The sequence below is a fragment of the Escherichia sp. WS1152 genome, assembly GCF_046487665.1.
Lineage (GTDB): Bacteria > Pseudomonadota > Gammaproteobacteria > Enterobacterales > Enterobacteriaceae > Escherichia > Escherichia coli.
Genome location: NZ_JBJQJA010000005.1, coordinates 1 through 10,596, shown reverse-complemented (window position 1 = coordinate 10,596; position 10,596 = coordinate 1). Strand labels below are relative to the sequence as shown.

General features: G+C 51.3%; 14 protein-coding genes. 13 read left to right on the top strand and 1 reads right to left on the bottom strand.

Features of this window, described 5'->3' with window-relative positions; translation table 11 throughout:
* Window positions 1-60: 60 nt before the first annotated feature.
* The 4 genes from kefG (at window position 61) to slyD (ending at window position 3,312) form a co-directional block, all read left to right on the top strand.
* Window positions 61-612, top strand: coding sequence for a glutathione-regulated potassium-efflux system ancillary protein KefG (gene kefG, locus ACJHW7_RS09650; RefSeq protein ID WP_001297514.1), 552 nt, complete (start codon window positions 61-63; stop codon window positions 610-612).
* Window positions 612-2,417 carry a glutathione-regulated potassium-efflux system protein KefB gene (kefB, locus tag ACJHW7_RS09645; protein ID WP_000399122.1) on the top strand — a complete coding sequence of 602 codons (1,806 nt, stop codon included), beginning with the start codon at window positions 612-614 and terminating at the stop codon, window positions 2,415-2,417. The genes kefG and kefB overlap by 1 nt, the downstream gene beginning before the upstream one ends.
* 9 nt (window positions 2,418-2,426) lie before the next feature.
* Window positions 2,427-2,627, top strand: coding sequence for a YheV family putative zinc ribbon protein (locus ACJHW7_RS09640; RefSeq protein WP_001007730.1), 201 nt, complete (start codon window positions 2,427-2,429; stop codon window positions 2,625-2,627).
* A 94-nt stretch (window positions 2,628-2,721) separates the two neighbouring features.
* A complete protein-coding gene (gene slyD / locus ACJHW7_RS09635) occupies window positions 2,722-3,312 on the top strand; it encodes a peptidylprolyl isomerase (protein WP_000861334.1) in 591 nt (196 codons plus the stop codon).
* Window positions 3,313-3,360: 48 nt separating this feature from the next.
* Here the strand turns inward: slyD and ACJHW7_RS09630 are convergent, their stop codons facing one another.
* Window positions 3,361-3,579 (bottom strand): protein SlyX, encoded by a 219-nt coding sequence (locus ACJHW7_RS09630; protein WP_001153615.1) that lies wholly within the window; start codon window positions 3,577-3,579, stop codon window positions 3,361-3,363.
* Window positions 3,580-3,798: 219 nt separating this feature from the next.
* Here ACJHW7_RS09630 and fkpA point away from each other — a divergent pair, with 219 nt between their 5' ends.
* From fkpA to ACJHW7_RS09585, 9 genes are all read left to right on the top strand, one after another.
* The gene (gene fkpA, locus ACJHW7_RS09625) at window positions 3,799-4,611 is read left to right on the top strand and encodes an FKBP-type peptidyl-prolyl cis-trans isomerase (RefSeq protein WP_000838261.1); all 813 of its coding nucleotides are present in this window, start codon (window positions 3,799-3,801) and stop codon (window positions 4,609-4,611) included.
* 166 nt (window positions 4,612-4,777) lie between these two features.
* Window positions 4,778-5,500: a transcriptional regulator gene (locus tag ACJHW7_RS09620; RefSeq protein ID WP_000091466.1), complete on the top strand. Its 723-nt coding sequence runs from the start codon at window positions 4,778-4,780 to the stop codon at window positions 5,498-5,500.
* Window positions 5,500-5,886 (top strand): sulfurtransferase complex subunit TusD, encoded by a 387-nt coding sequence (gene tusD, locus ACJHW7_RS09615; protein ID WP_001209710.1) that lies wholly within the window; start codon window positions 5,500-5,502, stop codon window positions 5,884-5,886. Before ACJHW7_RS09620 ends, tusD begins: the two co-directional genes overlap by 1 nt.
* Window positions 5,886-6,245 carry a sulfurtransferase complex subunit TusC gene (tusC, locus tag ACJHW7_RS09610; RefSeq protein ID WP_000820720.1) on the top strand — a complete coding sequence of 120 codons (360 nt, stop codon included), beginning with the start codon at window positions 5,886-5,888 and terminating at the stop codon, window positions 6,243-6,245. The genes tusD and tusC overlap by 1 nt, the downstream gene beginning before the upstream one ends.
* Before the next feature lie 7 nt (window positions 6,246-6,252).
* On the top strand, window positions 6,253-6,540 hold the full coding sequence (gene tusB, locus ACJHW7_RS09605) for a sulfurtransferase complex subunit TusB (protein WP_000903377.1): 288 nt from the start codon (window positions 6,253-6,255) through the stop codon (window positions 6,538-6,540).
* A gap of 125 nt (window positions 6,541-6,665) precedes the next feature.
* The gene (gene rpsL / locus ACJHW7_RS09600) at window positions 6,666-7,040 is read left to right on the top strand and encodes a 30S ribosomal protein S12 (protein WP_000246815.1); all 375 of its coding nucleotides are present in this window, start codon (window positions 6,666-6,668) and stop codon (window positions 7,038-7,040) included.
* A gap of 96 nt (window positions 7,041-7,136) precedes the next feature.
* Complete coding sequence (rpsG, locus tag ACJHW7_RS09595) at window positions 7,137-7,607, top strand: 30S ribosomal protein S7 (protein WP_001138043.1); 471 nt, start codon at window positions 7,137-7,139, stop codon at window positions 7,605-7,607.
* 96 nt (window positions 7,608-7,703) lie between these two features.
* Window positions 7,704-9,818: an elongation factor G gene (gene fusA, locus ACJHW7_RS09590; protein ID WP_000124700.1), complete on the top strand. Its 2,115-nt coding sequence runs from the start codon at window positions 7,704-7,706 to the stop codon at window positions 9,816-9,818.
* A gap of 70 nt (window positions 9,819-9,888) precedes the next feature.
* Window positions 9,889-10,596, top strand: a 708-nt coding sequence (locus ACJHW7_RS09585; protein WP_000031765.1) for an elongation factor Tu, incomplete at its 3' end; no start/stop codon positions are given.

Below are 10,596 nucleotides of genomic sequence, written 5' to 3'. Positions count from 1 at the left end.
CGGGCGCAATGGTAGCCCAAAACAGCGACTATACACAAAAACCATACCGGGAGGGGGATGATGTCTCAGCCAGCGAAAGTTTTGCTGCTGTATGCCCATCCGGAATCTCAGGACTCGGTGGCAAACCGGGTACTGCTTAAACCGGCCACGCAGCTCAGCAATGTTACCGTGCACGACCTTTATGCGCACTATCCCGATTTTTTTATTGATATCCCCCGTGAGCAGGCATTACTGCGCGAGCACGAGGTGATTGTCTTTCAGCATCCTCTTTATACCTATAGCTGCCCGGCGCTACTGAAAGAGTGGCTGGACCGGGTATTAAGTCGTGGTTTTGCCAGCGGGCCGGGAGGAAACCAACTGGCGGGAAAGTACTGGCGTAGCGTGATTACCACCGGCGAGCCGGAAAGTGCTTACCGTTATGACGCATTGAATCGCTACCCGATGAGCGATGTTCTGCGTCCCTTTGAACTGGCGGCGGGCATGTGCCGGATGCATTGGTTAAGTCCCATCATTATTTACTGGGCGAGACGGCAAAGCGCACAGGAGCTGGCGAGTCACGCCAGAGCCTACGGTGACTGGCTGGCAAATCCGCTGTCTCCAGGAGGCCGCTGATGGAAGGTTCCGATTTTTTACTCGCAGGAGTGCTGTTTCTCTTCGCGGCGGTGGCTGCGGTGCCGCTGGCATCGCGGCTGGGTATTGGCGCTGTGTTGGGATATTTGCTGGCAGGAATTGCAATTGGTCCATGGGGGCTGGGGTTTATTAGCGACGTCGATGAGATCCTCCACTTTTCGGAACTCGGCGTGGTATTCCTGATGTTTATCATCGGTCTTGAGTTGAATCCCTCCAAACTTTGGCAACTGCGGCGTTCGATTTTTGGCGTAGGCGCGGCACAGGTGCTGTTAAGCGCGGCGTTGCTGGCGGGATTATTGATGCTGACGGATTTCGCCTGGCAGGCGGCGGTTGTCGGTGGCATTGGCCTTGCGATGTCTTCAACTGCAATGGCGTTGCAATTGATGCGTGAGAAAGGGATGAATCGCAGCGAATCCGGGCAGCTCGGGTTTTCGGTTCTGCTGTTTCAGGATCTGGCGGTGATCCCGGCACTGGCGTTAGTGCCGTTGTTGGCGGGTTCGGCAGACGAACATTTCGACTGGATGAAGATCGGCATGAAGGTGCTGGCGTTTGTCGGCATGCTGATTGGCGGGCGCTATTTACTGCGTCCGGTATTCCGTTTTATTGCAGCTTCTGGCGTGCGGGAAGTGTTCACCGCCGCGACGCTGCTGTTGGTGTTGGGTTCCGCATTGTTTATGGACGCGCTGGGGCTGTCGATGGCGCTCGGTACGTTTATTGCGGGCGTGCTGCTGGCGGAAAGTGAATATCGCCATGAACTGGAAACGGCTATCGATCCCTTCAAAGGCTTGCTGCTCGGTTTGTTCTTTATCTCTGTCGGCATGTCGCTCAATCTCGGGGTGCTTTATACCCATCTGTTGTGGGTAGTGATAAGCGTGGTTGTGCTGGTGGCGGTGAAAATTCTCGTGTTGTATCTGCTGGCGCGATTGTATGGCGTGCGTAGCTCAGAGCGGATGCAGTTTGCTGGCGTGTTGAGTCAGGGCGGTGAGTTTGCCTTTGTCCTCTTTTCTACCGCTTCTTCACAACGTTTATTCCAGGGCGACCAGATGGCGCTGTTGCTGGTGACGGTGACGCTTTCCATGATGACCACGCCGTTGCTGATGAAGCTGGTGGATAAATGGCTATCCCGCCAGTTTAACGGACCGGAAGAAGAAGACGAAAAACCGTGGGTCAACGATGATAAACCCCAGGTCATTGTCGTGGGCTTCGGGCGTTTTGGTCAGGTGATTGGTCGTTTGCTGATGGCAAATAAAATGCGCATTACCGTGCTGGAGCGGGATATCAGCGCCGTTAACCTGATGCGTAAATATGGCTACAAAGTTTATTACGGCGACGCCACGCAGGTCGATCTTTTACGTTCTGCGGGTGCAGAGGCCGCTGAGTCTATCGTCATTACCTGTAACGAGCCGGAAGACACCATGAAGCTGGTGGAAATATGCCAGCAGCACTTTCCGCATTTGCATATTCTTGCGCGAGCGCGCGGACGTGTGGAAGCGCATGAGTTATTACAGGCAGGGGTGACGCAGTTTTCCCGTGAAACATTCTCCAGTGCGTTAGAGCTGGGGCGCAAGACGCTGGTCACGCTTGGCATGCATCCGCATCAGGCACAGCGGGCGCAACTGCATTTTCGCCGCCTGGATATGCGAATGCTGCGGGAGTTAATCCCGATGCATGCTGATACCGTACAAATTTCTCGCGCCAGGGAAGCCCGACGCGAACTGGAAGAGATTTTCCAGCGTGAAATGCAACAAGAACGACGCCAGCTGGACGGCTGGGATGAATTTGAGTAGAGGGTAAAGATGGCAATCCGAAAACGTTTTATTGCGGGCGCAAAATGCCCGGCCTGTCAGGCGCAGGATTCAATGGCGATGTGGCGCGAAAATAATATTGATATTGTTGAATGTGTTAAGTGCGGACATCAGATGCGAGAAGCAGACAAAGAAGCCCGCGATCACGTTCGCAAAGATGAGCAAGTGATCGGGATTTTTCATCCGGACTAGCGATATGCGCCGAGTTTTTTTAAGCTAGTGAGTACACGGCTGCAGAATTCCGCTACAATCTGCGCCACTATTCTTCCCATGCTCAGGAGATATCATGAAAGTAGCAAAAGACCTGGTGGTCAGCCTGGCCTATCAGGTACGTACAGAAGACGGTGTGTTGGTTGATGAGTCTCCGGTGAGTGCGCCGCTGGACTACCTGCATGGTCACGGTTCCCTGATCTCTGGCCTGGAAACGGCGCTGGAAGGTCATGAAGTTGGCGACAAATTTGATGTCGCTGTTGGCGCGAACGACGCTTACGGTCAGTACGACGAAAACCTGGTGCAACGTGTTCCTAAAGACGTATTTATGGGCGTTGATGAACTGCAGGTAGGTATGCGTTTCCTGGCTGAAACTGACCAGGGTCCGGTACCGGTTGAAATCACTGCGGTTGAAGACGATCACGTCGTGGTTGATGGTAACCACATGCTGGCCGGTCAGAACCTGAAATTCAACGTTGAAGTTGTGGCGATTCGCGAAGCGACCGAAGAAGAACTGGCTCATGGCCACGTTCACGGCGCGCACGATCATCACCACGATCACGACCACGACGGTTGCTGCGGCGGTCATGGCCACGATCACGGTCATGAACACGGTGGCGAAGGCTGCTGTGGCGGTAAAGGCAACGGCGGTTGTGGTTGCCACTAATACCGAAAAGGTGACAAAAAAGCGGGGAATCCCCGCTTTTTTTACGCCTCAATAATGTGGCGGTGGCGTTTCTTCAGCCTGCGACGCGATGTTCGACGGCTGGCTGGCTTTTAACTTCTCGGTCAGCAGACGCAGATGATCGCGCAGTTTCGCCATCTCCATTTCATGAGCGGTCACCGTGACGTTCAGTTCTTCAATGGTGATTTCCTGAAAAGCCAGTCGGCTCTCCAGCTCTGCCAGGCGTGCTTCCAATGATAAATCCTGCATGATTCACCTCTTTTGTCGAATGGTCGCCGCGGATTCTACTTAACTTTGCTGCCCGAGACAGCACTCATTTCGCGGTCATCGAAACTAATTTAAACAAAAAGAGTCTGAAAATAGATGATAATAGGGCGTGTCTGTATGTAGATTTGTTCGACAACGCTTTATAGTACCCTTCTGATAATAGTTAACCCTGGGGTGAGATGCCCCGATCCGGAGATATGGATGAAATCACTGTTTAAAGTAACGCTGCTGGCGACCACAATGGCCGTTGCCCTGCATGCACCAATCACTTTTGCTGCTGAAGCTGCAAAACCTGCTACAACTGCTGACAGCAAAGCAGCGTTCAAAAATGACGATCAGAAATCAGCTTATGCACTGGGTGCTTCGCTGGGTCGTTACATGGAAAACTCTCTTAAAGAACAAGAAAAACTGGGCATCAAACTGGATAAAGATCAGCTGATCGCTGGTGTTCAGGATGCATTTGCTGATAAGAGCAAACTCTCCGACCAAGAGATCGAACAGACTCTGCAAGCATTCGAAGCTCGCGTGAAGTCTTCTGCTCAGGCGAAGATGGAAAAAGACGCGGCTGATAACGAAGCAAAAGGTAAAGAGTACCGCGAGAAATTTGCCAAAGAGAAAGGTGTGAAAACCTCTTCAACTGGTCTGGTTTATCAGGTAGTAGAAGCCGGTAAAGGCGAAGCACCGAAAGACAGCGATACTGTTGTAGTGAACTACAAAGGTACGCTGATCGACGGTAAAGAGTTCGACAACTCTTACACCCGTGGTGAACCGCTTTCTTTCCGTCTGGACGGTGTTATCCCGGGTTGGACAGAAGGTCTGAAGAACATCAAGAAAGGCGGTAAGATCAAACTGGTTATTCCACCAGAACTGGCTTACGGCAAAGCGGGTGTTCCGGGGATCCCACCGAATTCTACCCTGGTGTTTGACGTAGAGCTGCTGGATGTGAAACCAGCGCCGAAGGCTGATGCAAAGCCGGAAGCTGATGCGAAAGCCGCAGATTCTGCTAAAAAATAAGCATTAAGAACCGCCGCCTGACCAGGCGGCGGTTTTTTTATTACAGGCCGGATATAATTAGTGCTGGAAAGCGGAACCTCCGCTGTATTAATTTAGTTACCCGCATCATTAATGAGCCTGCCCTGAAAAGTTAACGACAGGCTCCTGAAAAGGAGTGTTTTTTTTCATGTCCAGGTCGCTTTTAACCAACGAAACCAGTGAGTTGGATTTACTGGATCAACGTCCTTTCGACCAGACCGATTTTGATATTCTGAAATCCTACGAAGCGGTGGTGGACGGGTTAGCGATGCTTATTGGCTCCCACTGTGAAATCGTTTTGCACTCTTTGCAGGATCTAAAATGTTCAGCCATTCGCATTGCTAACGGTGAACATACAGGCCGGAAGATTGGTTCGCCAATTACTGACCTGGCGCTACGTATGCTGCACGATATGACGGGAGCGGATAGCAGCGTTTCTAAATGCTACTTTACTCGCGCCAAAAGCGGCGTATTAATGAAGTCCCTGACTATCGCGATTCGTAACCGCGAACAGCGTGTAATTGGTCTGCTGTGCATCAATATGAATCTTGATGTTCCCTTCTCGCAGATTATGAGCACTTTTGTGCCGCCAGAAACCCCGGATGTCGGTTCAAGCGTCAACTTTGCCTCTTCTGTTGAAGATCTGGTTACCCAAACGCTGGAGTTCACCATCGAAGAAGTGAATGCCGATCGCAATGTTTCTAATAACGCCAAAAATCGTCAGATCGTGCTGAATCTCTACGAGAAAGGGATCTTCGATATTAAAGACGCGATCAACCAGGTTGCTGACCGCCTGAACATCTCCAAACACACTGTCTATCTCTACATCCGCCAGTTCAAAAGCGGTGATTTCCAGGGGCAAGATAAGTAATGCGTTTTGCCATCGTGGTGACCGGGCCAGCATACGGTACGCAACAGGCGAGTAGTGCTTTTCAGTTTGCGCAGGCGCTGATAGTAGAAGGCCATGAGTTAAGCAGCGTCTTTTTCTATCGGGAAGGGGTCTATAACGCTAACCAATTGACCTCACCGGCAAGTGACGAATTTGACCTTGTGCGCGGCTGGCAACAGTTGAATGCGCAACATGGTGTGGCGCTGAATATCTGCGTAGCGGCAGCGTTACGCCGCGGTATCGTCGATGAAACTGAAGCAGGAAGGCTGGGGCTGGCTTCGTCAAACCTTCAGCCGGGATTTACCTTAAGCGGACTTGGCGCGCTGGCGGAAGCCTCGCTGACCTGTGACAGGGTGGTACAGTTCTGATGAAACGAATTGCGTTTGTTTTTTCTACTGCACCTCATGGTACAGCTGCTGGTCGGGAAGGTTTAGATGCTTTACTGGCAACTTCCGCATTAACTGACGATCTGGCCGTCTTCTTTATTGCTGATGGCGTTTTTCAGCTGCTGTCAGGACAAAAGCCCGATGCAGTGCTGGCGCGTGATTACATTGCCACTTTTAAATTGTTGGGTCTGTACGACATTGAACAGTGCTGGGTTTGTGCGGCTTCACTGCGCGAACGCGGGTTAGATCCGCAGACACCCTTTGTTGTCGAAGCCACGCCGCTCGAAGCAGATGCCTTACGCCGCGAACTCGCCAACTACGATGTTATTTTGAGGTTTTGAGGCGTTTATGCTGCACACGTTACATCGTTCACCCTGGCTGACGGATTTTGCTGCGCTGCTGCGTCTGCTCAGTGAAGGAGACGAACTGCTATTATTGCAAGATGGCGTAACTGCCGCAGTTGACGGTAACCGCTACCTTGAAAGTCTGCGTAATGCCCCCATTAAGGTCTATGCCCTGAACGAAGACCTTATTGCCCGCGGTTTGACTGGTCAAATTTCGAACGACATCATTCCCATTGACTATACTGATTTCGTCAGACTTACGGTTAAGCACTCCAGCCAGATGGCCTGGTGATGGCGGGATCGTTGTATATTTCTTGACACCTTTTCGGCATCGCCCTAAAATTCGGCGTCCTCATATTGTGTGAGGACGTTTTATTACGTGTTTACGAAGCAAAAGCTAAAACCAGGAGCTATTTAATGGCAACAGTTAACCAGCTGGTACGCAAACCACGTGCTCGCAAAGTTGCGAAAAGCAACGTGCCTGCGCTGGAAGCATGCCCGCAAAAACGTGGCGTATGTACTCGTGTATATACTACCACTCCTAAAAAACCGAACTCCGCGCTGCGTAAAGTATGCCGTGTTCGTCTGACTAACGGTTTCGAAGTGACTTCCTACATCGGTGGTGAAGGTCACAACCTGCAGGAGCACTCCGTGATCCTGATCCGTGGCGGTCGTGTTAAAGACCTCCCGGGTGTTCGTTACCACACCGTACGTGGTGCGCTTGACTGCTCCGGCGTTAAAGACCGTAAGCAGGCTCGTTCCAAGTATGGCGTGAAGCGTCCTAAGGCTTAATGGTTCTCCGTTAAGTAAGGCCAAACGTTTTAACTTAAATGTCAAACTAAACTCGTAGAGTTTTGGACAATCCTGAATTAACAACGGAGTATTTCCATGCCACGTCGTCGCGTCATTGGTCAGCGTAAAATTCTGCCGGATCCGAAGTTCGGATCAGAACTGCTGGCTAAATTTGTAAATATCCTGATGGTAGATGGTAAAAAATCTACTGCTGAATCTATCGTATACAGCGCGCTGGAGACCCTGGCTCAGCGCTCTGGTAAATCTGAACTGGAAGCATTCGAAGTAGCTCTCGAAAACGTGCGCCCGACTGTAGAAGTTAAGTCTCGCCGCGTTGGTGGTTCTACTTATCAGGTACCAGTTGAAGTCCGTCCGGTTCGTCGTAATGCTCTGGCAATGCGTTGGATCGTTGAAGCTGCTCGTAAACGCGGTGATAAATCCATGGCTCTGCGCCTGGCGAACGAACTTTCTGATGCTGCAGAAAACAAAGGTACTGCAGTTAAGAAACGTGAAGACGTTCACCGTATGGCCGAAGCCAACAAGGCGTTCGCACACTACCGTTGGTAATCCCTTCGGAGTTTTAGTCACCAGGCGGGCGCTTCCAGTAAGCAGCCCGCTTTGGGCTACTTAAATTGAACGCCTAAAAGATAAACGAGGAAACAAATGGCTCGTACAACACCCATCGCACGCTACCGTAATATCGGTATCAGTGCGCACATCGACGCCGGTAAAACCACTACTACCGAACGTATTCTGTTCTACACCGGTGTAAACCATAAAATCGGTGAAGTTCATGACGGCGCTGCAACCATGGACTGGATGGAGCAGGAGCAGGAACGTGGTATTACCATCACTTCCGCTGCGACTACTGCATTCTGGTCTGGTATGGCTAAGCAGTATGAGCCGCATCGCATCAACATCATCGACACCCCGGGGCACGTTGACTTCACAATCGAAGTAGAACGTTCCATGCGTGTTCTCGATGGTGCGGTAATGGTTTACTGCGCAGTTGGTGGTGTTCAGCCGCAGTCTGAAACCGTATGGCGTCAGGCAAACAAATATAAAGTTCCGCGCATTGCGTTCGTTAACAAAATGGACCGCATGGGTGCGAACTTCCTGAAAGTTGTTAACCAGATCAAAACCCGTCTGGGCGCGAACCCGGTTCCGCTGCAGCTGGCGATTGGTGCTGAAGAACATTTCACCGGTGTTGTTGACCTGGTGAAAATGAAAGCTATCAACTGGAACGACGCTGACCAGGGCGTAACCTTCGAATACGAAGATATCCCGGCAGACATGGTTGAACTGGCTAACGAATGGCACCAGAACCTGATCGAATCCGCAGCTGAAGCTTCTGAAGAGCTGATGGAAAAATACCTGGGTGGTGAAGAACTGACTGAAGCAGAAATCAAAGGTGCTCTGCGTCAGCGCGTTCTGAACAACGAAATCATCCTGGTAACCTGTGGTTCTGCGTTCAAGAACAAAGGTGTTCAGGCGATGCTGGATGCGGTAATTGATTACCTGCCATCCCCGGTTGACGTACCTGCGATCAACGGTATCCTGGACGACGGTAAAGACACTCCGGCTGAGCGTCACGCAAGTGATGACGAGCCGTTCTCTGCACTGGCGTTCAAAATCGCTACCGACCCGTTTGTTGGTAACCTGACCTTCTTCCGTGTTTACTCCGGTGTGGTTAACTCTGGTGATACCGTACTGAACTCCGTGAAAGCTGCACGTGAGCGTTTCGGTCGTATCGTTCAGATGCACGCTAACAAACGTGAAGAGATCAAAGAAGTTCGCGCGGGCGACATCGCTGCTGCTATCGGTCTGAAAGACGTAACCACTGGTGACACCCTGTGTGACCCGGATGCGCCGATCATTCTGGAACGTATGGAATTCCCTGAGCCGGTAATCTCCATCGCAGTTGAACCGAAAACCAAAGCTGACCAGGAAAAAATGGGTCTGGCTCTGGGCCGTCTGGCTAAAGAAGACCCGTCTTTCCGTGTATGGACTGACGAAGAATCTAACCAGACCATTATCGCGGGTATGGGCGAACTGCACCTCGACATCATCGTTGACCGTATGAAGCGTGAATTCAACGTTGAAGCGAACGTAGGTAAACCGCAGGTTGCTTACCGTGAAACTATCCGCCAGAAAGTTACCGATGTTGAAGGTAAACACGCGAAACAGTCTGGTGGTCGTGGTCAGTATGGTCATGTTGTTATCGACATGTACCCGCTGGAGCCGGGTTCAAACCCGAAAGGCTACGAGTTCATCAACGACATTAAAGGTGGTGTAATCCCTGGCGAATACATCCCGGCCGTTGATAAAGGTATCCAGGAACAGCTGAAAGCAGGTCCGCTGGCAGGCTACCCGGTAGTAGACATGGGTATTCGTCTGCACTTCGGTTCTTACCATGACGTTGACTCCTCTGAACTGGCGTTTAAACTGGCTGCTTCTATCGCCTTTAAAGAAGGCTTTAAGAAAGCGAAACCAGTTCTGCTTGAGCCGATCATGAAGGTTGAAGTAGAAACTCCGGAAGAGAACACCGGTGACGTTATCGGTGACTTGAGCCGTCGTCGTGGTATGCTCAAAGGTCAGGAATCTGAAGTTACTGGCGTTAAGATCCACGCTGAAGTACCGCTGTCTGAAATGTTCGGATACGCAACTCAGCTGCGTTCTCTGACCAAAGGTCGTGCATCATACACTATGGAATTCCTGAAGTATGATGAAGCGCCGAGTAACGTTGCTCAGGCCGTAATTGAAGCCCGTGGTAAATAAGCCTAAGGGTTAATACCAAAGTCCCGTGCTCTCTCCTGAAGGGGAGAGCACTATAGTAAGGAATATAGCCGTGTCTAAAGAAAAATTTGAACGTACAAAACCGCACGTTAACGTTGGTACTATCGGCCACGTTGACCACGGTAAAACTACTCTGACCGCTGCAATCACCACCGTACTGGCTAAAACCTACGGCGGTGCTGCTCGTGCATTCGACCAGATCGATAACGCGCCGGAAGAAAAAGCTCGTGGTATCACCATCAACACTTCTCACGTTGAATATGACACCCCGACCCGTCACTACGCACACGTAGACTGCCCGGGGCACGCCGACTATGTTAAAAACATGATCACCGGTGCTGCTCAGATGGACGGCGCGATCCTGGTAGTTGCTGCGACTGACGGCCCGATGCCGCAGACTCGTGAGCACATCCTGCTGGGTCGTCAGGTAGGCGTTCCGTACATCATCGTGTTCCTGAACAAATGCGACATGGTTGATGACGAAGAGCTGCTGGAACTGGTTGAAATGGAAGTTCGTGAACTTCTGTCTCAGTACGACTTCCCGGGCGACGACACTCCGATCGTTCGTGGTTCTGCTCTGAAAGCGCTGGAAGGCGACGCAGAGTGGGAAGCGAAAATCCTGGAACTGGCTGGCTTCCTGGATTCTTATATTCCGGAACCAGAGCGTGCGATTGACAAGCCGTTCCTGCTGCCGATCGAAGACGTATTCTCCATCTCCGGTCGTGGTACCGTTGTTACCGGTCGTGTAGAACGCGGTATC

Bases quoted from the DNA above. Each gene is read 5' to 3' on its own strand.
- rpsG (WP_001138043.1), top strand. From the start codon at position 7,137: ATGCCACGTCGTCGCGTCATTGGTCAGCGTAAAATTCTGCCGGATCCG.
- kefG (WP_001297514.1), top strand. From the start codon at position 61: ATGTCTCAGCCAGCGAAAGTTTTGCTGCTGTATGCCCATCCGGAATCT.
- tusB (WP_000903377.1), top strand. From the start codon at position 6,253: ATGCTGCACACGTTACATCGTTCACCCTGGCTGACGGATTTTGCTGCG.
- ACJHW7_RS09640 (WP_001007730.1), top strand. From the start codon at position 2,427: ATGGCAATCCGAAAACGTTTTATTGCGGGCGCAAAATGCCCGGCCTGT.
- fusA (WP_000124700.1), top strand. From the start codon at position 7,704: ATGGCTCGTACAACACCCATCGCACGCTACCGTAATATCGGTATCAGT.
- tusD (WP_001209710.1), top strand. From the start codon at position 5,500: ATGCGTTTTGCCATCGTGGTGACCGGGCCAGCATACGGTACGCAACAG.
- rpsL (WP_000246815.1), top strand. From the start codon at position 6,666: ATGGCAACAGTTAACCAGCTGGTACGCAAACCACGTGCTCGCAAAGTT.
- fkpA (WP_000838261.1), top strand. From the start codon at position 3,799: ATGAAATCACTGTTTAAAGTAACGCTGCTGGCGACCACAATGGCCGTT.
- ACJHW7_RS09620 (WP_000091466.1), top strand. From the start codon at position 4,778: ATGTCCAGGTCGCTTTTAACCAACGAAACCAGTGAGTTGGATTTACTG.
- kefB (WP_000399122.1), top strand. From the start codon at position 612: ATGGAAGGTTCCGATTTTTTACTCGCAGGAGTGCTGTTTCTCTTCGCG.
- ACJHW7_RS09630 (WP_001153615.1), bottom strand. From the start codon at position 3,579: ATGCAGGATTTATCATTGGAAGCACGCCTGGCAGAGCTGGAGAGCCGA.
- slyD (WP_000861334.1), top strand. From the start codon at position 2,722: ATGAAAGTAGCAAAAGACCTGGTGGTCAGCCTGGCCTATCAGGTACGT.
- tusC (WP_000820720.1), top strand. From the start codon at position 5,886: ATGAAACGAATTGCGTTTGTTTTTTCTACTGCACCTCATGGTACAGCT.